The 25,693-nt window shown below is 72.0% G+C and carries 24 protein-coding genes; 16 read left to right on the top strand and 8 right to left on the bottom strand.

Annotated elements, in window-relative coordinates:
• Positions 1 to 24: 24 nt before the first annotated feature.
• From BN3788_RS04360 to BN3788_RS04340, 5 genes are all read right to left on the bottom strand, one after another.
• On the bottom strand, positions 25 to 3,771 hold the full coding sequence (locus BN3788_RS04360) for a multifunctional oxoglutarate decarboxylase/oxoglutarate dehydrogenase thiamine pyrophosphate-binding subunit/dihydrolipoyllysine-residue succinyltransferase subunit (protein WP_066582598.1): 3,747 nt from the start codon (positions 3,769 to 3,771) through the stop codon (positions 25 to 27).
• 204 nt (positions 3,772 to 3,975) lie between these two features.
• Complete coding sequence (locus BN3788_RS04355) at positions 3,976 to 4,779, bottom strand: ABC transporter permease (RefSeq protein ID WP_066582597.1); 804 nt, start codon at positions 4,777 to 4,779, stop codon at positions 3,976 to 3,978.
• Positions 4,776 to 5,711: an ABC transporter ATP-binding protein gene (locus BN3788_RS04350; RefSeq protein WP_108723780.1), complete on the bottom strand. Its 936-nt coding sequence runs from the start codon at positions 5,709 to 5,711 to the stop codon at positions 4,776 to 4,778. Before BN3788_RS04350 ends, BN3788_RS04355 begins: the two co-directional genes overlap by 4 nt.
• Before the next feature lie 94 nt (positions 5,712 to 5,805).
• Positions 5,806 to 6,852, bottom strand: a complete 1,047-nt coding sequence (locus BN3788_RS04345) for a sensor histidine kinase (protein WP_066582595.1) — start codon at positions 6,850 to 6,852, stop codon at positions 5,806 to 5,808.
• Positions 6,849 to 7,628 carry a response regulator transcription factor gene (locus BN3788_RS04340; RefSeq protein WP_066582594.1) on the bottom strand — a complete coding sequence of 260 codons (780 nt, stop codon included), beginning with the start codon at positions 7,626 to 7,628 and terminating at the stop codon, positions 6,849 to 6,851. Before BN3788_RS04340 ends, BN3788_RS04345 begins: the two co-directional genes overlap by 4 nt.
• Positions 7,629 to 7,921: 293 nt before the next feature.
• Here BN3788_RS04340 and BN3788_RS04335 point away from each other — a divergent pair, with 293 nt between their 5' ends.
• The 3 genes from BN3788_RS04335 to BN3788_RS04325 all read left to right on the top strand — a co-directional run bounded on the left by BN3788_RS04335 (position 7,922) and on the right by BN3788_RS04325 (position 11,456).
• Positions 7,922 to 9,286, top strand: coding sequence for a hemolysin family protein (locus BN3788_RS04335; RefSeq protein ID WP_066582593.1), 1,365 nt, complete (start codon positions 7,922 to 7,924; stop codon positions 9,284 to 9,286).
• The gene (locus BN3788_RS04330; RefSeq protein WP_066582592.1) at positions 9,283 to 10,326 is read left to right on the top strand and encodes a hemolysin family protein; all 1,044 of its coding nucleotides are present in this window, start codon (positions 9,283 to 9,285) and stop codon (positions 10,324 to 10,326) included. Before BN3788_RS04335 ends, BN3788_RS04330 begins: the two co-directional genes overlap by 4 nt.
• A 203-nt stretch (positions 10,327 to 10,529) precedes the next feature.
• Complete coding sequence (locus tag BN3788_RS04325) at positions 10,530 to 11,456, top strand: M15 family metallopeptidase (protein WP_066582591.1); 927 nt, start codon at positions 10,530 to 10,532, stop codon at positions 11,454 to 11,456.
• A 102-nt stretch (positions 11,457 to 11,558) separates the two neighbouring features.
• On the opposite strand, the gene BN3788_RS04320 is transcribed toward BN3788_RS04325, so the two are convergent.
• Both BN3788_RS04320 and BN3788_RS04315 read right to left on the bottom strand, forming a co-directional pair.
• Positions 11,559 to 12,470: an aldose 1-epimerase family protein gene (locus BN3788_RS04320; RefSeq protein ID WP_082812615.1), complete on the bottom strand. Its 912-nt coding sequence runs from the start codon at positions 12,468 to 12,470 to the stop codon at positions 11,559 to 11,561.
• A 19-nt stretch (positions 12,471 to 12,489) separates the two neighbouring features.
• A complete protein-coding gene (locus BN3788_RS04315) occupies positions 12,490 to 13,263 on the bottom strand; it encodes a class I SAM-dependent methyltransferase (RefSeq protein ID WP_066582589.1) in 774 nt (257 codons plus the stop codon).
• A gap of 269 nt (positions 13,264 to 13,532) precedes the next feature.
• Here BN3788_RS04315 and BN3788_RS04310 point away from each other — a divergent pair, with 269 nt between their 5' ends.
• From BN3788_RS04310 to BN3788_RS04250, 13 genes are all read left to right on the top strand, one after another.
• Entirely contained in the window at positions 13,533 to 14,759 is a 1,227-nt protein-coding gene (locus BN3788_RS04310) for a CpaF family protein (protein ID WP_066582588.1), read from the top strand.
• An 18-nt stretch (positions 14,760 to 14,777) separates the two neighbouring features.
• Positions 14,778 to 15,629: a type II secretion system F family protein gene (locus BN3788_RS04305; RefSeq protein ID WP_066582587.1), complete on the top strand. Its 852-nt coding sequence runs from the start codon at positions 14,778 to 14,780 to the stop codon at positions 15,627 to 15,629.
• Positions 15,626 to 16,558: a type II secretion system F family protein gene (locus BN3788_RS04300; RefSeq protein ID WP_082812565.1), complete on the top strand. Its 933-nt coding sequence runs from the start codon at positions 15,626 to 15,628 to the stop codon at positions 16,556 to 16,558. The genes BN3788_RS04305 and BN3788_RS04300 overlap by 4 nt, the downstream gene beginning before the upstream one ends.
• A 38-nt stretch (positions 16,559 to 16,596) precedes the next feature.
• Positions 16,597 to 16,848 carry a hypothetical protein gene (locus tag BN3788_RS04295; RefSeq protein WP_390619707.1) on the top strand — a complete coding sequence of 84 codons (252 nt, stop codon included), beginning with the start codon at positions 16,597 to 16,599 and terminating at the stop codon, positions 16,846 to 16,848.
• A gap of 47 nt (positions 16,849 to 16,895) precedes the next feature.
• A complete protein-coding gene (locus tag BN3788_RS04290) occupies positions 16,896 to 17,303 on the top strand; it encodes a TadE family protein (protein ID WP_066582586.1) in 408 nt (135 codons plus the stop codon).
• On the top strand, positions 17,300 to 17,782 hold the full coding sequence (locus BN3788_RS04285) for a pilus assembly protein TadE (RefSeq protein WP_066582585.1): 483 nt from the start codon (positions 17,300 to 17,302) through the stop codon (positions 17,780 to 17,782). The genes BN3788_RS04290 and BN3788_RS04285 overlap by 4 nt, the downstream gene beginning before the upstream one ends.
• A 50-nt stretch (positions 17,783 to 17,832) precedes the next feature.
• A complete protein-coding gene (locus tag BN3788_RS04280; protein ID WP_082812564.1) occupies positions 17,833 to 18,315 on the top strand; it encodes a Tad domain-containing protein in 483 nt (160 codons plus the stop codon).
• Positions 18,316 to 18,384: 69 nt separating this feature from the next.
• Positions 18,385 to 19,500 (top strand): peptide chain release factor 2, encoded by a 1,116-nt coding sequence (gene prfB, locus BN3788_RS04275; protein ID WP_066582584.1) that lies wholly within the window; start codon positions 18,385 to 18,387, stop codon positions 19,498 to 19,500.
• A 113-nt stretch (positions 19,501 to 19,613) separates the two neighbouring features.
• Positions 19,614 to 20,303, top strand: coding sequence for a cell division ATP-binding protein FtsE (gene ftsE / locus BN3788_RS04270; RefSeq protein ID WP_066582583.1), 690 nt, complete (start codon positions 19,614 to 19,616; stop codon positions 20,301 to 20,303).
• A 12-nt stretch (positions 20,304 to 20,315) separates the two neighbouring features.
• A complete protein-coding gene (ftsX, locus tag BN3788_RS04265; protein ID WP_066582582.1) occupies positions 20,316 to 21,230 on the top strand; it encodes a permease-like cell division protein FtsX in 915 nt (304 codons plus the stop codon).
• Between the two features lie 4 nt (positions 21,231 to 21,234).
• Complete coding sequence (locus BN3788_RS04260; protein WP_066582581.1) at positions 21,235 to 22,557, top strand: peptidoglycan DD-metalloendopeptidase family protein; 1,323 nt, start codon at positions 21,235 to 21,237, stop codon at positions 22,555 to 22,557.
• Between the two features lie 138 nt (positions 22,558 to 22,695).
• Entirely contained in the window at positions 22,696 to 23,166 is a 471-nt protein-coding gene (smpB, locus tag BN3788_RS04255) for an SsrA-binding protein SmpB (protein WP_066582580.1), read from the top strand.
• Between the two features lie 99 nt (positions 23,167 to 23,265).
• Positions 23,266 to 25,089, top strand: a complete 1,824-nt coding sequence (locus BN3788_RS04250) for a DUF2207 domain-containing protein (protein WP_147525050.1) — start codon at positions 23,266 to 23,268, stop codon at positions 25,087 to 25,089.
• A gap of 19 nt (positions 25,090 to 25,108) precedes the next feature.
• Here BN3788_RS04250 and BN3788_RS04245 read toward each other — a convergent pair whose 3' ends face one another.
• Complete coding sequence (locus BN3788_RS04245) at positions 25,109 to 25,690, bottom strand: TIGR03086 family metal-binding protein (protein WP_066582578.1); 582 nt, start codon at positions 25,688 to 25,690, stop codon at positions 25,109 to 25,111.
• Positions 25,691 to 25,693: the final 3 nt, after the last annotated feature.

Raw genomic sequence — 25,693 nt, 5'->3', positions numbered from 1 at the left:
CGTCGTCAGGTCAGCGACCGCCGGTCAGCGCGCGAACGCGTCCTCCAGTAGCTGGGCCTGCTCGGCCTGGTGCTTCTTCGCCGAGCCAGTGGCGGGGGAGGCCGACGCGGACCGCGAGACGACCCGGATCGAGCGTCCGACGAGCTGCGGCATGTTCATCGACACGTGCGTCCACGGGCCCTGGTTCTCGGGCTCGTCCTGGACCCACACCAGCTCCGCGTCGCCGAACGGCGCGATCGCCTCGCGCAGCCCGGCCTCGTCGAGCGGGTAGAGCTGCTCGAGCCGGACGATCGCGGTGCGCTCGTCGCCGGTCTTCACGCGCTGCGCGAGCAGGTCCCAGTAGACCTTGCCGGAGCACAGCAGCACCCGGTCGACCTGGCCGGCCTTCGCCGTCGCCAACTCGTCGGGGATCACCGGCAAGAAGGTGCCGGACGTGAAGTCGGCGACGTCCGACGAGGCCGCCTTGAGCCGCAGCATCGACTTCGGGGTGAAGACGACGAGCGGGCGGCGGGGGCGCTCGTAGGCCTGCCGGCGCAGCAGGTGGAAGTACGACGCGGGCGTCGACGGCTGGGCGACCGTGAGGTTCTCCTCCGCGCACATCTGCAGGAACCGCTCGATGCGCGCCGACGAGTGGTCCGGTCCCTGGCCCTCGTAGCCGTGCGGCAGCAGCAGCACGACGGACGACCGCTGGCCCCACTTCTGCTCGGCGGAGGAGATGAACTCGTCAATGACCGTCTGGGCGCCGTTGACGAAGTCGCCGAACTGCGCCTCCCACAGGACCAGCGCGTCTGGCCGCTCCACCGAGTAGCCGTATTCGAAGCCCAGGGCCGCGTACTCGCTGAGCGAGGAGTCGTACACCCAGAACTTCGCCTGGTCCGCCGTGAGGTAGAGCAGCGGCGTCCACTCGGCGCCGGTCTCGCGATCGTGCATCACGGCGTGCCGCTGCACGAACGTCCCACGGCGCGAGTCCTGCCCGGCGAGGCGCACGGGCGTGCCCTCGACCAGCAGCGACCCGAAGGCGAGCAGTTCGCCGAAGCCCCAGTCGATGCCGCCCTCGCGGGACATCTGCTCGCGCTTGGCGAGGAGCTGGGCGAGCTTCGGGTGGACGGTGAAGCCCTCCGGCGGGCGGATGTGCGCGCGCCCGATCCGCTCGAGCACGCTCACGTCGACGGCGGTCTTCCAGCCGACCATGACGCCGGCGTCCTCGCGCTGCGACTCGGGCCGCTCCAGCCCGGCGATCGGCTCGCTCTCCGCAGGCGGGGTGTAGCCGCCCTCACGCGTCTCGGTGAAGACCCGCTCGAGCTGCTTCTGGTAGTCCTGCAGCACCTGCTCGGCCTCGTCGACAGTGATGTCGCCGCGGGAGACGAGCGTCTCGGTGTAGATCTTGCGCACCGACCGCTTGGCCTCGATGAGGTTGTACATCAGCGGCTGCGTCATCGAGGGGTCGTCACCCTCGTTGTGGCCGCGGCGGCGATAGCAGAGCATGTCGATGATGACGTCGCGGCCGAACTGCTCGCGGTACTCGAACGCCAGCTCGGCGACGCGCACGCACGCCTCGGGGTCGTCCCCGTTGACGTGGAAGATCGGCAGCTGCAGGCCCTTGGCCACGTCGGTCGCGTACTGCGAGGAGCGCGACGAGGACGGGCCCGTGGTGAACCCGACCTGGTTGTTGATGATGACGTGGATGGTGCCGCCGGTGCGGTACCCGCGCAGCTGCGCCAGGTTGAGCGTCTCGAAGACCACGCCCTGCCCGGCGAACGCCGCATCGCCGTGGATGAGGATCGGCAGCACGGAGAACCCGTCGCCGCCCAGGTCGATGCGGTCCTGCTTGGCGCGCACGATGCCCTCGAGCACCGGGTCCACCGCCTCGAGGTGCGAGGGGTTCGCCGCGAGGTAGACCTGCGTGGTGGCGCCCGACTCGGCGGTGAACCTGCCCTCGGTGCCGAGGTGGTACTTGACGTCGCCGGAGCCCTGCACCGACTTCGGGTCCTGGTTGCCCTCGAACTCGCTGAAGATCTGCCCGTAGCTCTTGCCGGCGATGTTCGCGAGCACGTTGAGCCGTCCGCGGTGGGCCATGCCGATGCCCACCTCGTCGAGCCCGTTGTCGGCGGCCTTCGACAGGATCGCGTCGAGCAGCGGGATGACGGACTCGCCGCCCTCGAGCGAGAAGCGCTTCTGGCCGACGTACTTGGTCTGCAGGAACGTCTCGAAGGCCTCGGCCGCGTTCAGGCGCCGCAGGATGCGCAGCTGGTCCTCTCGGGGGGTGCGGGCGTAGCCCGTCTCGAGCCGCTCCTGGAGCCAGCGGCGCTGCCGCGGGTCCTGCAGGTGCATGTACTCGACGCCCACCGAGCGGCAGTACGAGTCGCGCAGCAGGCCGAGCACCTCGCGCATCTTGGCGCGCGACTTGCCGGTGAACCCGCCCGTGGGGAAGGTGCGGTCCAGGTCCCACAGCGTCAGGCCGTGGGTCTGGATGTCCAGGTCGGGGTGCTTGCGCTGGCGGTAGGCGAGCGGGTCGGTGTCCGCCATGAGGTGCCCGCGCGAGCGGTAGGAGTGGATCAGCTCGGCGATGCGGGCCGGCTTGATCGCCTCGGCGTCCGGGTCGGACGAGACGTCGCGCACCCAGCGCACAGGCTCGTAGGGGACCCGCAGGGCCGCGAAGACGCGGTCGTAGAACCCGTCCTCGCCGAGCAGCTTCTGGCCGAGGATGCGCAGGAAGTCGCCGGACTGGGCTCCCTGGATGATCCGGTGGTCGTATGTCGAGGTGATCGTGATGGTCTTGGAGATGCCCATCCGGTTGAGCTGTTCCTCGGACGTCCCGGCGAACTCGGCCGGGTAGTCCATCGCGCCGACGCCGATGATGGCGCCCTGGCCGGCCATCAGGCGCGGCACGGAGTGCACGGTGCCGATGGTGCCGGGGTTCGTCAGGGAGATCGTCGTCCCCGCGAAGTCCTCGACGGTGAGCTTGCCGCCGCGCGCCCGGCGCACCACGTCCTCGTACGCGCTCCAGAAGTGCGCGAAGTCGAGCGTGTCGGCCTTCTTGATGCTGGGCACCAGGAGCTGGCGCGTGCCGTCCGGCTTGGCGAGGTCGATCGCCAGGCCGAGGTTCACGTGCGCGGGGGTCAGCACTGCCGGCTTGCCGTCGAGCTGGGTGTAGCCCGCGTTCATGGCCGGCATGTCGGCAAGCGCTTCGACGAGCGCGTAGCCGATGAGGTGCGTGAACGAGATCTTCCCGCCCCGGCCACGTGCCAGGTGGTTGTTGATGACGATGCGGTTGTCGACCATCAGCTTGGCCGGGATCGCGCGGACCGACGTCGCCGTCGGCACCTCGAGGGAGGCCTCCATGTTGGTGACGACGCGCGCGGCCGGGCCGCGGAGCTTCTGCACCGAGTCCTCGGTGGGCTGGGCGGGCTCCGCGGCCAGGCGGCGTGCCGGGGCGACCTCGGCGTACGGGGCGGTCGCCGGCTGCGCGGTCGCTATCGGCGCCGTGGTGGTGACCGGCGTCGGCTCGTCGCCCACAGGCGTCGGGCGCGGGGCAGGGGCGGGCGTGGGCTCGGCGACTACCGGCTTGGCCTGTCCGTTCGACCCCGGCGCCGAGGCGCCGTTCTCAGGGGTCGAGGACTTCTCGCCGGGCTTGTAGCCCTCGAAGAACTCCCACCACGCGGGGTCGACCGCGTTCTTGTCCTGGAGATACTGCTCGTAGAGCTCGTCAACAAGCCATTCATTGGCGCCGAAATCGGCCCGCGTCGAATCTGGCTCTGCCTTCTGGGACACGCGAGGTTCGCCCACTTCCGCCGCGGCGTCGCCGCGTCATCGCCGGTTCTGTTGACGACAACACTACGGCCTGCACCCTGGGAAGTCAGACCGGCAGAGCGTGTCTGAGACGCCAGTCACCCCGGTGCCGCATACGTGGTCAACCCCGGGCAACGGGAGCGTCCACACCGCCCAAAGCGGGGGTCGACGCCGCGTCTTTCCAGGTCATGTGATGTCCCGGCGCAAGGTGGTCGCCCGGCCGATCGCCGCGAAGACCAACGCGTACGCGACGAGGACGAGGAAGCCCTGCCACGGCGCGAGCAGCTCGGAGATGCCCCCGGCCGAGTAGAAGCTGGACCCGACCATCGCCTCGCCCGCGGCCCCGGGCAGGTAGGGGGCGATCCCCTTGGCCCAGGAGACGAACCCGAACACGACGCGCAGCACCGGCTCGACGAACTGGGTGAAGGCGAGCAGGACGACGATGGCCGCGACCTGGTTGGTCAGGAGCGTGCCGAAGCCGACGCCGACCACCGCCCACACCGCGAGCGCGACGACGGACAGTGCGAGGGTGCGCAGCACGTCCGGGTCCGTCAGGTACGTCTGCTCGCCGAGCGCCGCGAGGACGCCTGCTCCCACGCCGACGGTCGCCAGCGTGCCCACCAGTCCGAAGACGAGGCCGAACACGCCTGTCGACACGAGCTTCGCGCCGAGGACGACGGTCCGGCGCGGCTCGGCGAGCAGCGTGGGAGTGATCGTCTGGTGGCGGAACTCGTTGGTCATGGCGAGCGCGCCGACGATCAGCGGGAAGACGTAGCCGAGGGACGGCGCGAGCGTGTAGACGACGCGCGTGAGCTCGCCGGCGGTGAGCGCGACCCCGCCCTCGGCCGTGGACATCTCATTGCCCTGCGTGAGGGTCCACGCCATCACCGCGGCGAGGAAGGCCATGTACAGCGCCATCGCGATCAGCAGGATCCACCACAAGCGGGTGGTGACGAGCTTGCGGTACTCGGTGATCAGTGCGGCCCTCATCGGGCGCCTCCGTTCGTGGCGTCCTGGGCGGGGGAGGTGAGGTCGAGGAAGATCGACTCGAGCCCGGGGTCGTGCGGGGTGAGCTCGGACAGCTCGAGGCGGGCGGCGAACGCGGCGGCGCCGGCGGGCGCGGCGTCGACGCCGGGCAGCTCGACGCGGCCGGGCGTCGGTGACTCGACGGGTGCGGTCTCCCAGCCGGCCTGGGCGACGAGGGCGGCGAGCCCGTCAGCGTGCGGGGAGGCCACCCGGACGCGGGGCAGCGCGAGCCGCGCCAGGGCGTCGAGGGTGGAGGAGTGCACCAATCGGCCGCGCGCGATGATGATGACGTCGTCCACGGTCTGCTCGACCTCGGACAGCACGTGGCTGGAGACCAGCACGGTGCGGCCCTGGGCGGCCAGCGAGCGCAGGAACACGCGCAGCCACCGGATGCCCTCGGGGTCCAGGCCGTTCGCGGGCTCGTCGAGCAGCAGCACCTGGGGGTCGGCGAGCAGCGTGGTCGCCAGCCCGAGCCGCTGGCGCATGCCGAGCGAGAAGCCGCCGACGCGCCGGTCCGCCGCGAAGGACAGGCCCACGAGGTCGAGCACCTCGGAGGCGCGGGAGTCGGGCACCCCGGCCTGGGGGGCGTAGACGCGCAGGTGGTCGAGAGCGGTGCGGCCGGGGTGGAAGCTCGCCGCCTCGAGCGCGGCGCCGACGGTGCGCGTCGGCTTGTCGAGCTCGCGGTAGGGCTTGCCGCCGATGGTCGCGGCGCCGCTGGTGGGGGTCACCAGGCCCAGCAGCATGCGCAGTGTGGTGGTCTTGCCGGCCCCGTTGGGGCCGAGGAACCCGGTCACGCGCCCGGGGTGGACCTGGAAGGTGAGGTCGTCGACGGCTTGGACGGAGCCGAACGACTTGGACAGGTGGGCGACCTCGATGACGCCGTCGGTCGAAGACATGGCCGTGAGCCTAACTGTCATAGTTGGACTAGAACAAGTCCCTCCCCAGGCGTGTCCCCGGCGAACTGCGCGCGGAGCCTCGCGCGCGGCGCGATCAGGTCCGATACGCCGGCAGCGTCAGGCGCATCGTGCACCCCACGTCGGTGTCCGCCACCTCGATGGACCCGCCGTGCAGGTCCACCGCCCACCGCACGATCGCCAGGCCCAGGCCCGTGCCGCCCGTGGAGATCTGGCCCGTCGTCGCCGGCATATTGCCGCGCGCGAACCGATCGAAGACCCGCGTGCGCTGGTCCCGCGCGATGCCCGGCCCCCGGTCCACCACGTCGATGCGCACGTCCTGCCCTGAGCGCACCGCCACCAGGCGGACCTCCTCGCCGGCGGGGGAGTGGCGCACCGCGTTGTGCAGCAGGTTCGCCACCACCTGATGCAGGCGCTCGGTGTCGGCGGGCACCGTCAGGTCCGGCGGGGTCACCTCCACCGGGAAGGTCAGGCCCTTGTCCGCTCCGACCAGGGCCGCGCTCTCCGCGGCGTCCAGCAGGAAGTCGCGCAACGGCACGTCGGTGATGTCCAGCCCCACGGCGCCCGCCTCGACCCGGGACAGGTCCAGCAGGTACGTCACCAGCCGCCCGAGCCGCTCTGTCTGCGACAGCGCCGCCTGCAGCGTGGCGGCGTCCGGCTCGCTCACACCGTCCACGATGTTCTCGAGCTGGGCCTGCAACGCCGTCACCGGCGTGCGCAGCTCATGGGAGACATTCGCGACCAGCTCGCGGCGCAGCGTGTCCGCCGACTCCAGGTCCTCGGCCATCGTGTTGAACGCCGAGGCGAGCTGCCCCACCTCGTCGCGGCTCGTGGCCTGCACGCGCTGCGAGTAGTCGCCGGCCGCCATGGCCTGCGCCGCCGCGGTCATCTCCCGCAGCGGGGACGTCATGCCGCGCGCGAGCAGCTGCGTGACCACCAGCGACGCGATGATCGCCAGCGGGAGCGTGCGGGACGGGCCCAGGTGGTTGTTGAGGCCGAGCCACGTGACGAACGCGGCCAGGGTGACCGTCGCCGCGACGAGCACGCCGAGCTTGATCTTGATCGACCGGAGGCGGTCGAGGGGACGGACGTCCGGCAGCCTGCGGGCGTGCCGAGGGCTCATACGTCGGCCTCGGCGGCCGCGGAGGCCGACGGGTCCGAGGGCTCGAAGGCGTACCCCACGCCGTGCACGGTGCGGATCAGATCGGCGCCGAGCTTGCGGCGCAGCGCCTTGACGTGGGAGTCGACGGTGCGGGTGCCGCTCGCGTCGACCCAGTCCCACACCTCGGCCAGCAGCCGCTCGCGCGTCAGCACCGTGCGCGGGCTCGACGCGAGCGCGACCAGCAGGTCGAACTCGGTGGGCGTCAGGTGCACCTCGGCCCCGTCGCGATGCACCCGGCGCTGCGCGCGGTCCACCACCACGTCGCCGATCTCCAGGGCGGGCACCGGCGTCGACTGCGTGCTCATCAGCTCGGCGGCCCGTGCCGCGCGCTCGGTGCGGCGCAGCAGCGCCTTGATCCGCGCCACGAGCTCGCGCATCGAGAACGGCTTGGTCATGTAGTCGTCGGCCCCGACGCCCAGGCCGATGAGCATGTCCGTCTCATCGTCCCGCGCGGTGAGCATCAGCACCGGCACCGGGCGCTCTGCCTGGATCCGCCGGCACACCTCGAGCCCGTCGATGCCGGGCAGCATCACGTCCAGCACCACCACGTCGGGCTTGAGCCGCGACGCCGCCGCGACTCCCGCATGGCCGTCGCCGACCGTCTCCACCCGCCAGCCCTCGGCTGACAGGCGGTGCGCCACCGCCGTGGCGATCGCGGGCTCGTCCTCCACGACGAGCACGAGGGTTGAGGAGGCTCCCGCGCCGGTGCTCGCGCCGGTTCCATGACTGATCGACATGCGCCCCAGGGTGGCACAACGTCCCTGGGAGCCGGGCCAGGCTTGCGGGCGGAAAACGGCCGATGGCCGTGTGGGCGGGCGCGGCGCGCGGTGCGGATGTGTACGACGCCGAGGTGCGTTCCGTAGGATGTCCTCACCATGAGCAGCTCAAGTAGCTGCCGGCGTCCCGCCCGGGCCTCAGAGCCCGGGTGCGACCATGCCGGCTCCTTTCCTGTCCTGATCATCCGCGCCCACCGCACGGCTCACCCCGTGTGGCGCCTGGCGCCTGCCCGTGAGACGGGCGGTGGTCTCCCGTGCTGACCGAATGGCTCCTCGTGGGCCTCGGTGTGCTGCTCACCATGGGGACGGCGGTGTTCGTCGCCAGCGAGTTCTCCCTGGTGACGCTCGACGCCGGGCTGATGGACAAGCAGACCCGCCCCGACGACCGGCGCGGCCAGTCCGTGCTCAAGGCACTGCGGCAGCTCTCCACCGAGTTGTCGGGCGCGCAGGTCGGCATCACCGTCACCACCATCCTGCTCGGCTACACCACGCAGCCCGCCGTCGCGCGGATGCTGAGCGGGACGCTGGAGAGCACCCCGCTCAGCCCGGCCGTCGTCGCGGCGGTCGCGGGGCTCGGCACCGCGATCCTCGTCAACGGCTACTCCATGCTGTTCGGCGAGCTCGTGCCCAAGAACTTCGCGATCAGCCACCCCGAGGGGACAGCCCGGCTGGCGGCGCCGTTCCAGCGCGCGTTCACCGCAGCCCTGCGCCCGCTCATCTCGCTGTTCAACAACAGCGCCAACGCGCTGCTGCGCCGCGTCGGGGTCGAGCCGCGCGAGGAGCTCTCCGGCGGGCGCTCCTCGCAGGAGCTCGCCTCGCTGGTGCGCCGCTCCGCGCAGGTGGGCACCCTCGACATGTCCACCGCCATGCTCCTGACGAACTCGCTCGACTTCGAGGAGCTCACCGCCGTGGACGCGATGACCGACCGGCAGCGCCTGGTCGTGCTGCGCCGCGACGACTCCGCGGCCGATGTGGTCGCCCGCTCACGCGAGACCGGGCACTCCCGCTTCCCGGTGATCGGCGAGGACCGGGACGACATCCTCGGCCTGGTGCACCTGCGCCGGGCGATCGCGGTGCCCTATGAGCGCCGCGCCGACGTGCCGGCCGCGGCGCTGATGGTCGAGGCGCCGCGGGTCCCCGAGACGGTGCACCTGGGCCCGCTGCTCGACGAGCTGCGCGAGCTGGGCCTGCAGATGGCCGTGGTGGTCGACGAGTACGGCGGCACGTCCGGCATCGTCACCCTCGAGGACGTCGTCGAGGAGCTCGTCGGGGACGTCGCCGACGAGCACGACAGGCGCCGCAACCCGGCCTCGCTGCGCGCCGACGGCTCCTGGGTGCTGCCCGGGCTTCTCCGGCCCGACGAGCTGACCGAGGTCACCGGGCTCACCGTGCCCGCCGACGGGCCCTACGAGACGCTGGGCGGGCTGGTCATGGCGCTGCTCGGCCGCGTGCCCGAGACGGGCGACGAGGTCGTCGCGGCGGGTGTGCGGATGCGCGTCGAGCAGATGCAGGGCCGACGCGTCGAACGGGTGGCCGTCACCCCGGCGCCGGACGAGGACCTCGACGACGAGCGCGGGCGCACCGTGCCGGATCGCGGCGAGCGGGGTGAGCGCGCGTGAACAGCACCGTCGCCCTGCTCCTCGCCGTCGTCCTGCTCGCGGGCAACGCGTTCTTCGTCGGCGCGGAGTTCGCCATCATCTCCGCGCGGCGCAGCGCCATCGAGCCGCTCGCCGAGGCGGGCAACCGCCGCGCCCGCACCGTGCTGTGGGCGATGGAGCACGTCTCGCTCATGCTCGCGTGCGCCCAGCTCGGCGTGACCGTCTGCTCGACCACCCTGGGCCTGGTCGCCGAGCCGGCGATCGCCCACCTCATCGAGGACCCGCTGCACGCCCTGGGCGTGAGCACGAGCCTCGCGCACCCCATCGCGTTCGTGATGGCGCTCGCCATCGTGGTGTACCTGCACGTGGTGCTCGGCGAGATGGTGCCCAAGAACCTGGCCGTCGCCGGGCCGGACCGCGCGGTGCTGTGGTTCGGGCCGCCGCTGGTGTGGCTCGGCCGGGTGCTGCGCCCGGTGATCGCCGCGCTCAACTGGCTCGCCAATCACGTGCTGCGCCTGTTCGGCGTGGAGCCCAAGGACGAGGTCGCCTCCGCCTTCACCGCGCAGGAGGTGCGCTCGATCGTCGAGCTGTCACAGGCCGAGGGGCTGATCGACGACGCCCAGGGCCTGCTCTCCGGCGCCATCCAGTTCTCCGACCGCACCGCCGCCGAGGTGATGGTGCCGCTCGCCGACCTGGTGACGCTCGGCGCCGCGGCGACGCCGGCCGATGTGGAGAAGCACGTGGCGCGCACCGGTTACAGCCGGTTCCCGGTGTTGGACGACGCGGGCGTGCCCACGGGCTACCTGCACCTCAAGGACGTCCTGTACGCGGACGAGGACACGCGGGACCTGCCGGTGCCGACATGGCGGGTGCGGGCGCTGGCCGTCGTCGAGCCCGCCGCCGAGGTCGAGGAGGCGCTTGCCGCGATGCAGCGCTCCGGCACGCACCTGGCGCGCGTCGAGCGCGACGGGCGCACCGAGGGCGTGGTCTTCCTGGAGGACATCCTCGAGGAGCTCGTGGGTGAAGTTCGCGATGCGATGCAGCGCGACGGCCTGCGCTGACGTGCGAGATGTCCGTTTCGTTGGTTACCTGGTAGTGCAACTGGGTGGCTGAGCCCTGGACGAGCGTCCAGGGAGGTTGGAACAGCGGCGGGTGTCCGTTATGGTTTCGTGACCGCTCAGGCAGTAGAGCCCCCCGGCATATGGTCGCCGGGGCCTGCACCAGGACGGATCGCTTCTTGTCCGGGTCATGAGTTGGAGGTGTCGTGGGGTCGCAGCCCGATCCGCACGCTCCGGTCGCCATCTCCCGGCGCCAGCTCCGCGAACAAGCGGCCCAAGCGGAACGCGCCCAACGCCGGGGCAAGCCGACGCCCATCGTCGCCCAGGCGACAGCGGCGGAGCCCCGCTCCTCGGTGCTGTCGAGCGGTCAGCAGAGCGCCCCGAAGGCCGCCAAGAACCGGCAGGCCGTGCCGCGTGGGCCGGTGAGCCGGCCAGCGAGCTGGACGGTGCGGCTCGGAGTCCTCGCAGCGCTCGCCGGGGTGACAGTCGTCGTCCCCCTCACGCAGAAGTCGCTGCCGACCGGCGGGTTCGCCGCCGACATCCAGGCCCAGATCGAGCTGCCGAGCACCGTCGAGGCGCTCAGCTCGTCGACGAGCCCCGGGCTGCCGTCCTCGCTGATCTCCACCGACGCCCAAGCACTCCGCTCGACAGTGACGACGAGCCGCTCCGAGGAGCGCGAAGAGCTCGCCGGTTGCGACGGGGCGACGCGCGCGCCGGGCACCAACGGGCAGCTCAGGACCGGCGACCTCTGCACGCTCTGGGACGGCAAGACGCAGCTCCGCGCCGACGCCGCTGTCTCCCTCGCGGTGCTCAACCAGGCGTTCGTCGCCCGCTTCGGCGCCGACATGTGCCTCTCCAGCGGCTACCGCACGCTGTCCCAGCAGATATCGGTCAAGGCCCAGAAGGGCGGCCTGGCCGCGGCGCCCGGCAAGTCCAACCACGGCTGGGGCCTCGCCGTGGACCTCTGCTCGTCGGAGACGAGTGGCAGTAAGTGGACCTGGCTCAACCAGAACGCGCCGTCCTACGGGTGGGACAACCCCGAGTGGGCCCGCCCCGGCGGCTCCGGGCCGTATGAGCGCTGGCACTGGGAGTACACGCAGGGCGTCAAGGACGACGGCGAGTACTACGGCTGACGCTGGCCGTCACGCCGGACGCCGTGCCCGTCGGCGTAGGACATGACAGAGCCCGACCACGCCAGGCGCGGTCGGGCTCCTTGGTGTTCGGGGGAGTCCCGATCAGCTCAGCGTCAGGCCCCACGTGACGGTGTGCGTGTCGCCCGGGGCGAGGCGCACCAGGCGCTCACCGGTGCGGAAGGCGTCGGCGATGCAGCTCATCGGCTCGGCGGCGACACCGCCACGGTCGATGCCGGGGATGCCGTTGCCCGTGCACACCTGCCAGGTGTCCATCGTCCCGTCCATCCACACCGACGCGGTGTGCCCGTCCGGGGCCGCCAAGTGGATCCAGGCGAGGCCGTCCGCGTCGCGCAGCGGGTCGACGAACGCGTCGTCCAGTGCGATGCCCGCGAGCAGGCGCGGCGCCCGGAGGTCGAAGTCGCCGTCGACCGGCTCGACGCCGATCGGCAGCAGGCGCTCGTCATTGACCACGTGCGTCGCCGCGTCCAGTCGCAGCGTGCACTCGTCGACGCTGGCGTCGCCGGGGGACAGCCACGGGTGGAAGCCGACGCCATACGGCGCCTCGGAGCCGCTCAGGTTCGTGGCCGAGACCTCCACGCGGAGGCCCTCATCGGACAGCGTGTACGTCACGTCGACCCGGAGCTCCCACGGGTAACCCGGTGTCGGCACGATGTCGTGGCGCAGCGTGACCGACGCGGCCGTGGCCTCGCCCACCAGGGTGAAACGCGCGTGGCTGACCAGCCCGTGCAGGGCGGTGCGCCGGTCGTGCTCGTTGAGCGGGACCTCGTACGTCACGCCGTCGACGGTGTACTCGCCATCCCGCAGCCGGTTGGGCCACGGGGCGAGCACGGCGCCCGAGTACGCGGGCGCGATGACGTCCTCGGCGAAGGGCAGGGTCACGGGACGCTCGGCCACCGTGTACTCGCGGATGCTGGCGCCGACCTCGGCGATGGTGGCGCGGTGGTCGCCATGGACCAGGTGGTGCTGGCGACCGGACGGGGAGGGAATGTTCACGCTCACAACGATATCCGCGTCATGCCAGCGCGCTGCGAGGCTGGCGGGCGTGGAGCAGGAAGCGCGTGCTGGTCGCGTCGAATGAGCCGCAGGCCTCCATGCGCTGGTGGATCCGCCAGAGCGTGTCGAGCGAGGCGCTGGCGTCGAACCCGGGCGCCTGCCACGGGACCGCGCGCAGTTGCAGCACGAGCGCCCCGACGTCCAGGTAACGAGTGACGACCACGGCCTGCGCGCGCAGCTCGCAGACCAGTCCAGCCGCCTCGGCTCGGGCGGCCAAGTCGTCCAGGCTCCGGACGGCGTTCGGGAACGACGTCGCCGGAATGCCGAGGGCCTTCCCGATCTCGGGCTCGTTCACCGCGGCGATCTGCTGGGTGAAGAGGACGCCACCGGGTCGCAGGATCCTGGCCGCCTCCGCGAGGTCGAGATCGCCGTGCCGGTTGAGGACCAGGTCGGCTCCGGCATCCGCGACCGGCAGCCGTCCGTCGACGCGTTGGCGCACGTGAATGCCCATCGGCTCGAGGCGGGCGGAGGCGATCGGGATGTTGGGGGGCCAATCCTCCACCGCGAGCGATCCGACCGGCGGGGTCAGGCGCGCGAGGACCTCACCGCCCCCCGTGTCGACATCGACGATCCGTGTCGCGGAGACGACGTGCTGGGCCGCGAGCTGTTCGTAGTCCCAAGGGAGCGGTGTGCTGCTCTGCCGTCCCTCGAGGAACGTGAAGTGCCACCCGTCGATCGGGGTGGCGTTTGCCCGCTCGATGAGCCGCTTGAAGACATGGTCGTGCCGAGGCATGTGTGTGCTCCCGTTCGGGGGGTAGGCGATGCGAGGAAGGAGCGCACGACCACGTCAGCCGCTACCCGGAGGGTGCGGCGGGGAAGGCCGGGCGCCCGCGATGAGGAGAGTGCAGCTCGTCGCGGGCTAGTTACGTCGGGGCATCACGGGCGGATCCTCGCACAGGGATGGGCCCGGCTTGTGGACGTCCGATGCGCTCTGTCCGGTTCCTCCCCTAGTGTCGGGGCGCCCGCGCGTCAGCCGGGTGGCATCGGCCCAAGGGAGCAGCCGTGGACGGGGTGGCGATCCTCGAGACTGAGGTCCGCGAGCTGATCCGTCGGCGTGGCCTGGACCCGGTGCGCGACCGCAGCGGCGTGCGGCAGCTCGTCACCGACGCGATCGCCGATTACGACGCCCGGAGCGTCGTGGGCGCCGTCCCGCCATTGGCCGATGCGGCGGGTGCGCTGAAGAGCGTCGTGGACGCGGTCGCCGGACTCGGGCCCTTGCAGCGCTACCTCGACGACCCGGAGGTCGAGGAGATCTGGATCAACTCGCCCACCGAGGTGTTCGTCGCCCGGCGCGGCGAGCCCGAGCTCACGACGACGATCCTCACGGCCGGGCAGGTGCGCGACCTGGTGGAGCAGATGCTCAAGGCGTCCGGCCGCCGGCTCGACCTGTCCAGCCCGTTCGTCGACGCGAGCCTGCCGGGTGGCGAGCGGTTGCATGTGGTCATTCCTGATGTCACTCGGCGGGACTGGGCCGTCAACATCCGCAAGTTCGTGGCCCGAGCGCAACGGCTCGACGACCTCGTCGCCCTCGGGTCGCTGCCCGTCGCGGCGGCGGTGTTCCTCGACGCCGCCGTGCGGGTGGGGCTCAACGTGCTCGTGGCCGGATCGACGCAGGCCGGCAAGACGACGATGCTCGGCGCGCTCGCGGGCTCGGTGCCCGCCCGGCAGCGGATCGTCACCTGCGAGGAGGTCTTCGAGCTGCGGCTCGTGCACCGGGATGTCGTGGCGCTGCAGTGCCGCCAGCCCAGCCTGGAGGGCACCGGGGAGATCCCGCTGCGGCGGCTGGTCAAGGAGGCGCTGCGGATGCGCCCGGATCGGCTGCTCATCGGCGAGGTCCGCGAGGCGGAGGCGCTGGACCTGCTGGTGGCGTTGAACGCGGGCGTGCCGGGGATGTGCACGTTGCACGCGAACTCCGCCCGTGAGGCGCTGACCAAGTTGTGCACGCTCCCGCTGCTCGCGGGGGAGAACATCTCCGACCGCTTCGTGGTGCCGACCGTCGCGGCGGCCATCGACGTGGTCGTGCACCTGGGGCTGGACCCGCGGGGCCGACGCCGGGTCCGCGAGATCGTCGCCGTCCCGGGCCGGGTGGAGAACGGGATCGTGGAGACGGCCGACCTGTTCCACCTGCGCGGCGAGGAGCTCGTGCGCGGCGAGGGCTCCCCGCCGCATCCCGAGCGGTTCGCGATCGCCGGCATCGACCTGCCCGCGCTGCTGCGCGCCGGGCGCTGAGGGCGCGTCGGGGGCGTCGTGATCGGCCTGCTGCTCGGGGCGGGTCTGTGCTGCGGGTGGTGGTGGGGGTGGGCGCCGCCCCGCCGATCTACGGCAGCCTCCGACGGGTGGGCGGTGCGCACCCAGGACCTGCTGGTGCAGGCGGGCGCGCCGCAGGTGACCCCGGGCGCCCTGGTGGCCGCCTGCACCGGGCTCGGCGCCCTCGTGCTGCTGCTCGGGGTGGCGCTGACCCGGTCGCCCGCCGTGGCCGCCTGCTTCGCCGCGATGGCCGCCGGGGCGCCCGTCGCATTGGTGCGGGGGAGGGCGCGACGGCGCCGCACCCGGCTGCGGGACGTGTGGCCTGAGGTCGTGGACCACCTCGGCTCGGGCATCCGGGCGGGGCTGTCACTGCCGGAGTCCCTGGCCCAGCTCGGCGACCGCGGGCCGGTGGAGTTGCGCGAGCCGTTCGCCGCCTTCGCCGAGGACTACCGGGTCAGCGGCAGGTTCGGGGACTGCCTCGACGACCTGAAGGCGCGCCTGGCCGACCCGGTGGCGGATCGGATCATCGAGGCGCTGCGCCTGACCCGCGACGTCGGCGGCACCGACTTGGGGCGGCTGCTGCGCACGCTGTCCGGGTTCCTGCGCGAGGACGCGCGCACTCGTGGGGAGCTCGAGGCACGGCAGAGTTGGACGGTATACGCCGCGCGGCTCGCCGTGGCGGCGCCCTGGGTGGTGCTCGCGATGCTGGCCACCCGCACCGAGGCCGCCACCGCGTACAACTCCGTCGCCGGCTCGCTGGTGCTGCTCGCCGGGGCGGTCTGCTCCGTCGCGGCCTACGTGATCATGGTGCGGATCGGGCGGCCGCCCGAGGACCCGCGGGGGCTGCGGTGAGCGCCGCGCTGATGGGCGCCGGGGTGGGCGCGCTCGGCGGGCTGGGGCTCGCCGTCGTCATGTGGCGGCGCGGCGCCCGGCGCATCACCTTCGACGAGCGGCTCGCCCCCTACCTGCGACCCCAGCGCACCGGGTCGCGGCTGCTGCGCGCCTCGGCCACCCGTACGCCGTTCCCGACGCTCGAACGGCTCATCGCCCCCGTGATGGCTGACGGGATGCGGTTCGTCGCCCGGATCGGCTCGCCCGCCGCCGATCTGCGCCGCCGGCTCGAGCGCGCGGGTCGGAGCGAGACCGTCGAGGAGTTCCGGGCCGGCCAGGTGGTGTGGGGTGTCGTCGGGCTCGCGGCCGGTCTGGCGCTCGCCCTGGCGATCGCCGCCGGGCGGTCCGCGGGGATCGCCCCGCTGCTCGCGCTCGTGCTCGTGTCGGGGGCCACGGGGGTGCTGTTCCGCGACTACCAGCTCACCCGTGAGGTCGCGGCCCGGGAGGAGCGGCTGCTGGCCGAGTTGCCCACCATCGCCGAGTTGCTCGCGTTGTCCGTCAGCGCCGGCGAGGGCGCCGTCGGGGCGCTGGAGCGGGTGGTGCGCACGACGCACGGCGAGCTGTCCGGCGAGCTGGCACGCACTCTGGCGGACGCCCGTTCCGGCACACCGCTGGCCTACGCGCTGGAGAACCTCGCCGACCGGACTGGCCTGGCCGCGCTGGCGCGCTTCGCCGAGGGGGTGGCCGTCGCCGTGGAGCGCGGCACGCCGCTGGCCGAGGTGCTCCGCTCCCAAGCCCAGGACGTCCGCGAGCAACGCCGCCGCGGCCTCATGGAGCTGGGCGGCCGCAAGGAGGTGCTGATGATGGTGCCGGTGGTGTTCCTCATCCTGCCGGTCACTGTCGTCTTCGCCGTGTTCCCCAGCATTGCGGTGCTCAAGGTCGGGCTGTGAGCGCATGCGGATGGAGTCGAGAGACGAAGGAGAGTGCCATGCAGCACGAGACGACGAACCGAGACGACGGGGCTGGAGGGCTCGCAGGCGAGCACGCCGCTCACCTGGCAGCGGTGCCGGACGGCGCTCGTGGCCTGCGATGGGCAGGGGACGACCGGGGCGACGTGCCGGGCTGGGTCCTGATCACGTTGATGACGGCGGGGCTGGTGGTCGCGCTGTGGGCGGTGGCCGGTCCCACCCTGGCCAACCTGTTCGAGAGCTCGATCGCGAGCGTGACCGGGCCGCCGTGATCGCATGGGCCCGGCGCGGGCCTGCGGCGGGCGAGCCGGCAGATGGCGTGTCGGACGGGAGACCGGACGGCGGGGCGGCGGGGCGTGAGCGCGGGGCGGCGGTCGTGGACTTCGTGCTCGTCGGCGCCCTGACGTCACTGCTGTTCGCCGCGGTGCTGCAGCTCGCGATCATCCAGCACGTGCGGAACACGCTGGTGGACTGCGCGGCCGAGGGCGCCCGGTACGCCGCGCTCGCGGACCGCAGCGCCGAGGACGGCGCCGAGCGCACCCGGGCGCTCGTCACGGCGGGGCTGTCGGGCGCCTACGCCCAGGACGTGACGGTCCGCCACACCGAGGTCAATGGGCTGGAGGTCGTCGAGGTGCGGATCACCGCGCCCATGCCCGTCGCCGGGCTGCTGGGGCCGGCACGAGGGCTCACTGTCGTGGGGCATGCGCTCGATGAGGGCGACGCATGAGGTCGTGGCGCGTCGTGCGGTGGTGGCGAGCCCGGGTGGCCGCCGCCGGGGACGACAGCGGCAACGCGATCGTCGAGTTCCTGGGCGCCGCGCTGCTCATCCTCGTGCCGGTGGTGTACCTCGTGCTCGTCCTGGGCCGTCTGCAGGCGGCGACGTTCGCGGTGGAGGGGGCCGCGCGCGAGGCCGGGCGGGCGTTCGCACGGGCGGAGGACCCGGCGACGGGCGCCGATCGTGCCGTGGCGGCGGTGGGCCTCGCCCTCGCCGACCAGGGGTTCTCGGAGGCGGACCCGGCGGGCGCGCTGACGCTGGACTGCTCGAGCGTGCCCTGCTTGGCGCCGGGCAGCGAGGTCGTCGCGGAGGTCGTGGTGGAGGTGCCGTTGCCGTTCGTGCCGTCGTTCGTGAGGGACGTGGTGCCGATGGAGATCCCCGTCAGCGCGCGCCACGTGGCGCCGGTGGACCGGTTCAAGGTGGGCCAGTGACGGCGCGCGATCAGGGCGGCGGGCGAGGGAACAGCGCCGACGGGGGAGCGATGACCGGACCGGAGCAGCGGCGGCGGTGGCGCCCACCGACAGGCGACGACGGGCAGACGACGATCCTGGTGATCGGCTTCGCTGTGCTGGCGCTGTTGCTCGTCACCGCCGTCGTGTCGGCCACGGGTGTGCACCTGGACCGCAAGCGGCTGCTGGCGACCGCGGACGCGGCGGCGATCACGTCCGCGGATGAGCTCTCCGATCCCGGGTACTTCGGGCCGGAGCGGCTTCCGACGCTGGACGGGCACGTGCCGATCACCGATGCGGATGTGCGGCGCGCGGTGCGGGGCTACCTCGCCGACCATCCTGAGCTCACTGAGGGGTGGGAGTCCGTCCAGGTGCTGGAGGCCGCGTCGCCGGACGGGCGGACGGCCGTGGTGCGGCTCGGCGCGATCACCCGGCCAGCGCTGATCAGCTGGGTCACGGCGCCATGGTCGGACGGAATCGCGCTCGAGGCGGAGTCGAGCGCGCGCGCCTGGTGAGGCAGTCCGGGACGGCTGCGGCGGGCGGACCGGCCGCGCCTCCAGCGTGAGCGGGTAACCTGGACCGCCGTGGCCACCACTGACTTCTCCGCGGAGATCCGCGACCTCCGTACGACGCTGGAATCCATCCAGGCGGTGAGCGACCCGACGGTGCTCCACGCCAAGATCGCCGAGCTGTCCGAGAAGGCGTCGGCGCCGGACCTGTGGGACGACCCGGAGGCGGCGCAGCGCATCACGTCGGCGCTGTCGGCGACGCAGTCGGAGCTGGACCGGGTGCAGAAGCTCGGCAGCCGCATCGACGACCTTGAGACGCTCGTGGAGATGGCGACCGAGGACGGCGGCGACGAGGAGACCCTCGCCGAGGCCGAGGCCGACCTGGTGAAGATCCGCAAGGACCTCGACGCGCTCGAGGTCCGCACGCTGCTCGGCGGCGAGTACGACCAGCGCGAGGCGGTCGTGACGATCCGCGCGGGGGCCGGTGGCGTGGACGCCGCCGACTTCGCGGAGATGTTGCTGCGCATGTACCTGCGCTGGGCCGAGCGCCACAACTACCCGACGGCCGTGCTGGACACCTCCTACGCGGAGGAGGCCGGCCTGAAATCGGCGACCTTCGAGGTGAAGGTCCCGTACGCGTTCGGGCACCTGTCCGTCGAGGCGGGCACCCACCGCCTGGTGCGCATCTCGCCGTTCGACAACCAGGGCCGGCGCCAGACGTCGTTCGCGGCGGTCGAGGTCATCCCGCTCATCGAGCAGACGGACTCCATCGAGATCCCCGAGAACGAGATCAAGGTCGACGTGTTCCGCTCGTCGGGCCCGGGCGGCCAGTCGGTCAACACGACCGACTCGGCGGTGCGCATGACGCACATCCCCACCGGCATCGTCGTGTCGATGCAGAACGAGAAGTCGCAGATCCAGAACCGTGCCGCCGCGCTGCGTGTGCTCCAGTCCCGGCTGCTGCTGCAGCGCCAGGCCGAGGAGAACGCCGCGAAGAAGGCCATGGCCGGCGACATCAAGGCGAGTTGGGGCGACCAGATGCGCTCCTACGTGCTGCACCCGTACCAGATGGTCAAGGACCTGCGCACGGAGCATGAGGTCGGGAACACCTCCGCGGTCTTCGACGGCGACATCGACGGGTTCCTCGAGGCCGGCATTCGCTGGCGCCGCAGCCAGGACGTGCGCGAGTAACACTCACAGGTTCCCCGGCGGCGTGTCTGCGGGGGATCGTTGGGACCTGCTGCCTAGGCTCGTCGCGGCCAGAGCCGCAGTGCCCTCCCGTCCCCGAAGACTGGCCGCGAGCCGTGATCCGTTTCGAGAACGTCACCAAGGTCTATGCGCGCGGCGCGAGGCCTGCCCTCGATCAGGTCTCCCTGGAGGTCGAGCGAGGGGAGTTCGTGTTCCTCGTCGGATCGTCGGGCTCGGGGAAGTCGACCTTCCTGCGGCTGGTGCTGCGGGAGGAGCGGCCGTCTGCTGGGCGCGTGTTCGTCGCCGGCAAGGACCTGACGACGCTCTCGTCGTGGAAGGTCCCGCACTTGCGCCGGCAGATCGGCGCGGTGTTCCAGGACTTCCGCCTGCTGCCCAACAAGACGGTCTTCGAGAACGTGGCGTTCGCGCTGCAGGTCATCGGCAAGCCGCGCCACCACATCCTGACGACGGTGCCGGACACGCTGGAGATGGTGGGGCTGGCCGGCAAGGAGAAGCGGCGCCCGCATGAGCTCTCGGGTGGTGAGCAGCAGCGGGTCGCCATCGCGCGCGCGTTCGTGAACCGGCCGTCGATCCTGCTGGCCGACGAGCCCACCGGGAACCTCGACCCGACGACGTCGCTGGGCATCATGCGGCTGCTCGACCGGATCAACCGGACGGGCACCACCGTGGTGATGGCCACCCATGACGACGAGATCGTCGACCAGATGCGCAAGCGCGTGATCGAGCTGTCGTCGGGCGAGCTGGTCCGGGACCAGTCGCGCGGCGTCTACGGCTCGGCGCGCTGAGGGGGCACGGCAGTGAGACTCCAGTTCATCCTCTCCGAGATCGGCATCGGGTTGCGGCGCAACCTGTCGATGACGATCTCGGTCGTCCTCGTCACGTTCGTCTCGCTCACGTTCGTGGGCGCCGCGGCGCTGCTGCAGATGCAGATCGGCGCGATGAAAGACGACTGGTACGACAAGGTCGAGGTCTCGGTGTACCTGTGCCCGCAGGTGTCGTCGAAGGCGACGTGCGCGGGCGGCGAGGTCACCGACGACCAGAAGGGCGCCATCGAGGCCGAGCTGGCGTCGGCCGACATCGGGCCGTACGTCGAGAAGGTGTACTTCGAGACCAAGGAAGAGGCGTACGAGTCCTTCCAGAAGATGTACTCGGACCAGTGGTGGGCCGAGGAGACGACCGCCGACGACATGAGCTCGTCGTTCCGGATCAAGCTGGCCGACCCCACCAAGTACCAGGTGGTGGCCGATGTGCTGTCTGGGCGGCAGGGCGTCGAGGAGGTGCAGGACCAGCGCAAGCTCTTCGACTCGCTGTTCCTGGTGCTGAACCGCGCGACGCTGCTGTCGGTGGGGCTGGCGGCGGTGATGCTGCTGGCGGCGATGCTGTTGATCACCACCACGATCCGTTTGTCCGCGATGAGCCGTCGCCGCGAGACGGGGATCATGCGGCTGGTCGGCGCCTCGAACATGTTCATCCAGCTGCCGTTCATGCTCGAGGGCGCCATCGCAGCGACCCTGGGCGCCGCGCTCGCCGTGGGGGCCCTGTGGGCGGGCGTGCACTATCTGATCGCGGACTGGCTGGGGAACTCGCTGACCTGGATCCCGTACGTGACGACGGCCGACGTGATGGTCATCGCGCCGTTCCTGGCCGTCGTGGCCATCGGCCTGGCGGCGATCGCCTCGCTGGTGACCCTGAGCCGCTACACCAAGGTGTGATCACATGAGCCGACGACCTCGTGCGCTGAGCAGGATGCTCGCACTCGTGCTGGTGGGAGCCCTTGCCGCGCTGACCACTGTGGGCGGCCCGGCGATCGCCGACACGCTGTCTGACAAGCGGGCCGCCGCGAAGAAGCTGGAGCAGGAGAACGCCGCCAAGCGCGAGCAGCTCGCGGCGTCCCTCGAGGGCCTGAGCGCGGAGCTGGGCCAGGCGTTGATGGACCTGCAGGCCATGGAGGCGCGGATGCCCCAGGCCCAGTTCGAGCTGGCGGAGGCCGAGGCGTCGCTTGAGCGCTCGCAGCGGGAGGCCACGCTGGTCGCGGCCCGCCTGCAGGACGCCGAGGACCAGGAGTCGTCGATCGGGTCGACCATCGAGCAGGACACGGCGCGGGCCACCCACATCCGCGAGTCGATCGGGCAGATGGCGCGCGAGGCGTACAAGGGCCGCGGCGCGGCGTCGAGCATGGGCGTCGTGCTGGGCGCGGAGAGCACCGAGGAGTTCATCGAGCAGTACGGCCTGGTCAGCACGGCGCTGCGCACGCAGACCAGCACCCTCGACGAGATGCGCACGCTGCAGGCCCAGAACCTGAACAGCCAGGCGCGGCTCGAGGCGGTGCGCGGCCGCATCCAGGAGCTCAAGGCCGAGGCCGATCAGAAGGTCGTCGAGGCGGACGCGGCGCGCACCCAGGCGCAGGACCGCAAGGACGAGATCGAGCAGCTGATCGTGCAGCAGGCTGCCAAGAAGGCGCAGATCGAGAGCCAGAAGGCCGCCGCCGAGGCGGAGGCCGCCGCAGCCGACGCAGAGGCCGCGAAGATCGCCGCCGAGCTCGCCGCGATCGCCGAGGCGCAGCGGGCGGCCGACGCGGCGGCCGCTGCGGCGGCGGGCAAGCCGCAGACGCCGGCGGGACCGGTCTCGGGGAGCCTGTTCGCGAACCCCACCAGCATCAAGCCGATGTACGTCACGTCGAACTACGGCATGCGCCTGCACCCGACGCTCGGGTACGTGCGGCTGCACGCCGGCATCGACCTGCGGACCTACTGCGGCAACCCGATCTACGCGGGGCGCGCGGGCACGGTGCAGTGGGCCCAGTACCGGTACGGCTTCGGCAACCAGGTCATGCTCGACCACGGGCTCGTCAACGGCAGCTCGCTGATGTCGAGCTACAACCACATGACCAGCTTCGTGGTGCGCTCCGGCCAGCGCGTCGAGCAGGGCACGCTGCTGGGCTACTCGGGGAACACCGGGACGTCGGCGGCATGCCACCTGCACCTCGAGGTGTACGTGAACGGCGTCACGCAGGACCCGGGCCCGCTGCTCGGCCTCTGAGCCGCTGCGCGTCAGAGTCGCTGAGCCTTTGCGGCGATAAGGACTCGGGCCGGAAGCCGTCCGAGCGGTAGGCTCGACGACCGGGAACTGGAGCGCATGCTGCCTGTCGGCATGCGGTGAGGCGAGGAAGGGGAGGTCGTGGCCAAGGACACTGGGCGCAAGCTCGTCGCGTCCAACAAGAAGGCACGTCACGACTACCTGATCGAGGACGTCTTCGAGGCGGGCGTGGTGCTCACGGGCACCGAGGTCAAGGCGCTGCGCGCGGGCCGTGCGTCGTTGGTGGACGGCTGGTGCGAGGTGGAGAACGGGGAGGCGTGGCTCGAAGGGGTGCACATCCCCGAGTACACGCAGGGCACCTGGACCAACCACGCGCCGCGCCGCAAGCGGAAGCTGCTGCTGCACCGCTCGGAGATCGACCGCCTCGACATGAAGGCGCGGGCCAAGGGCCAGACGATCATCCCGCTGTCGCTGTACTTCCTCGACGGCCGGGCCAAGGTCGAGATCGCCCTGGCGCGCGGCAAGCGCGAGTACGACAAGCGCCAGGCGCTGCGTGAGCGCCAGGACAACCTCGAGGCCCATCGGGCGATTCGAGAGAAGAGAGACCTCTAGGTGATCCACGACTCCACCCCCGCCCGACGACGCGCGGGGGGGTCGGGGGCGCGCGCCCTGGCCTTGGCCGGAGCCGCGCTCCTGGCTCTGGCGCTCCTCATGGGTCCCTGGGCCTCGCGCGCCTCGGCCGAGACGACGAGCCGGCAGATCCTCCGGTACGACGCGCAGGTGACCGTCGCCGCGGACGGCACGATGCGCGTCGAGCTGGACTTCGACTTCGCGTTCGGCGACGAGCCGGGCCACGGCCCGTACCTGTCGTGGCCGACCCGCATGGACGCGGGGGAGAACCGCGACCGGGTCTACACGATCGACGACGTGACGGCGTCCAGCCCGTCGGGCGCCCCCGCGGACGTCAACCTCGACGAGCGGGCGGACGCGCTGGTGGTGCGGGTGGGCGACCCGGACGTCGGCGACATCGACGGCGTGCACACGTACCGCATCGGCTACACGGTCTCCGGGATGCCCAACCCGGACGTCACCGACGCGGCCACGGGCGCGCAGGTCGACGAGCTCAATTGGAACGCGATCGGCGCCGACTGGGAGATCCCGCTCGCGCACGTCAGCGTCACGGTGACCGGTCCCGCGGAGATCCTGCAGGCCGCCTGCTACGCGGGGCCCGCCGGCTCGGAGGCCTCCTGCGACGGGGCCGATGTGGCCGCAGACGCCGCGACGTTCACGCAGGCGGCGGTGCCGGTGGGGGATCAGCTCACCGTCGCCGTCGGCTGGCCCGTGGGCACGCTGGTCGACACCGCGCCCGTGTTCGAGGTGCGCCCGGAGCCGGTCGACGTGCTGACGCCGACCCCGCTGACCGGATCGCTCGCACTGCTAGTGGGCGTCGGGGGCATCGGCCTGGCCACCCACCGGGTGCGCACGCGTGGCCGCGACAGGGCCTACCTGGGCCTCACCCCGGGCCTCATGCCCGTCGACGGCGCGGAGCCGGCCGTCGGCTTCCGTGACCGGCGGGCGCCCGTCGCCGTGCAGTTCGCCCCGCCGGCGGGGGTCCGGCCCGGCGAGCTCGGCACGCTGCTCGACGAGATCGCCCACCCGAAGGACGTCACGGCCACCCTGATCGACCTGGCGGTCCGCGGCTACCTGCGCATCGAGGAGGTGCCGCGCAGCAAGCCGGGCAAGAAGCCGAAGGACTGGACGCTGGTGCGGCTGCGGGGCGCGGAGGGCCTGATCGACTTCGAGCGCAGCCTGTACGACGGCCTCTTCACGGGCCGCTCCGAGGTCACCCTCTCGGAGTTGAAGACCACCTTCGCGGCGACGATGGCCTCGGTGCAGAGCGGTCTGTACGAGGAGGTCATCGCCCGCGGCTGGTTCCGCACCTCACCGGCGGTCGTGCGCATGCATTGGCGCTGGGCGGGCCTCGGGCTGATCGCCCTGGCCGGCGCCCTGGGGGTCGCCGCCCTGATGTTCGAGGTCTCCGGCGCGTTCCTGCCGCCCGTCGCGCTCGGCCTGGTCGGCGTCGCGGTGCTGTTGATGGCGAACGCGGCGCCTGCGCGCACCGCCGACGGCACCGCGGTCCTCGCCGAGGCGCGGGGCTTCCAGCAGTACCTGGCCACCGCCGAGGCGGAGCAGCTCAGGTTCGAGGAGGGCGTGGACGTCTTCTCCCGCTACCTGCCGTACGCGATCGTCTTCGGGCTCACCGAGCGGTGGGCACAGGTCTTCGGCACGCTCGCCGCCCAGGGCGCGGCCGTGGCCGAGCCTGAGTGGTACGTCGGGTCGTACGGGCACACCGGGGCGTTCTGGGTCTCGTACGCGGCATTCGGCAGCAACCTGGAGCGGTTCAGCGCGGTCGCGACGACGTCGTTGTCCGCGACGCCCGGGTCGTCGGGCGACTCGGGCTTCTCCGGCGGCCGCCCGGCGCGGGGGGGGGGGGGGGGGGAAGGGGGGGGGGGGGGGGGGGGGGGGGGCTGGTGAGCCTCGGGGCTGGTGAGGCTCAGGCGCGTCGGCCGAACAACGCCAGCAGCCGGGTCTGGGCCTCTTCCTCGTCAGAGACGTCGATCGGCGCCGGCGGCTCGTCCGGGCCGGTGAACATCGGCCCGCGCAAGGACTCCTCGGCGCGGCCGGTCCACTCCACGAGCAGGCGGTCCACGGTGGCCGGGTCGATGTCGGCGTCGGCGTCGATGGCCGTCGCCAGGTCCCAGCTGTGCAGGGCCAGGTCGGTGACCATCTGATCGAGGTACTGGTCGGCGGTCAGCGTCTTGTCCCCGAAGTGCACCGAGCGCTCGAGCGCGCCCGGCTCCGCGAACGCGGCGAGCGCCGCCTCGACGGCCAGCCGCCACGCGGCGAGCGGCTCGTCGCCGAGCACATCGCCGTTGAAGCGGTTGCCGATCTCTGCGACGCTGCGCCCGGCCAGCAGCTCAGGAGCCCAGAGCTGCTCGGCGGTGAGGTGGTTGAGGAGGTCGCGGACCGTCCAGTCGGCATAGGAGGTCTGCGTGTCCCAGCGGTCGCCCACCTGGGTCACGAGTGAGGTGATCTTGTCCGCGTTCACGCGGTGGAGAAGGTGGAGTTCGTCCATACC

Origin of the sequence: Cellulomonas timonensis (assembly GCF_900046455.1) — a bacterium.
Taxonomy (GTDB): Bacteria; Actinomycetota; Actinomycetes; order Actinomycetales; family Cellulomonadaceae; genus Cellulomonas_A; species Cellulomonas_A timonensis.
The sequence above is the reverse complement of the archived record's forward strand: the minus strand, read 5'-3'. Positions and strand labels throughout refer to the sequence as shown.

What these genes read in the sequence shown, in the direction of transcription:
- BN3788_RS04355 (WP_066582597.1), bottom strand. Translation starts at nt 4,779, where the DNA reads ATGAGGGCCGCACTGATCACCGAGTACCGCAAGCTCGTCACCACCCGC.
- BN3788_RS04350 (WP_108723780.1), bottom strand. Translation starts at nt 5,711, where the DNA reads ATGTCTTCGACCGACGGCGTCATCGAGGTCGCCCACCTGTCCAAGTCG.
- BN3788_RS04345 (WP_066582595.1), bottom strand. Translation starts at nt 6,852, where the DNA reads ATGAGCCCTCGGCACGCCCGCAGGCTGCCGGACGTCCGTCCCCTCGAC.
- BN3788_RS04340 (WP_066582594.1), bottom strand. Translation starts at nt 7,628, where the DNA reads ATGTCGATCAGTCATGGAACCGGCGCGAGCACCGGCGCGGGAGCCTCC.
- BN3788_RS04315 (WP_066582589.1), bottom strand. Translation starts at nt 13,263, where the DNA reads ATGCCTCGGCACGACCATGTCTTCAAGCGGCTCATCGAGCGGGCAAAC.
- BN3788_RS04295 (WP_390619707.1), top strand. Translation starts at nt 16,597, where the DNA reads ATGCAGCACGAGACGACGAACCGAGACGACGGGGCTGGAGGGCTCGCA.
- BN3788_RS04285 (WP_066582585.1), top strand. Translation starts at nt 17,300, where the DNA reads ATGAGGTCGTGGCGCGTCGTGCGGTGGTGGCGAGCCCGGGTGGCCGCC.
- BN3788_RS04280 (WP_082812564.1), top strand. Translation starts at nt 17,833, where the DNA reads ATGACCGGACCGGAGCAGCGGCGGCGGTGGCGCCCACCGACAGGCGAC.
- BN3788_RS04260 (WP_066582581.1), top strand. Translation starts at nt 21,235, where the DNA reads ATGAGCCGACGACCTCGTGCGCTGAGCAGGATGCTCGCACTCGTGCTG.
- BN3788_RS04250 (WP_147525050.1), top strand. Translation starts at nt 23,266, where the DNA reads ATGGGTCCCTGGGCCTCGCGCGCCTCGGCCGAGACGACGAGCCGGCAG.
- BN3788_RS04245 (WP_066582578.1), bottom strand. Translation starts at nt 25,690, where the DNA reads ATGGACGAACTCCACCTTCTCCACCGCGTGAACGCGGACAAGATCACC.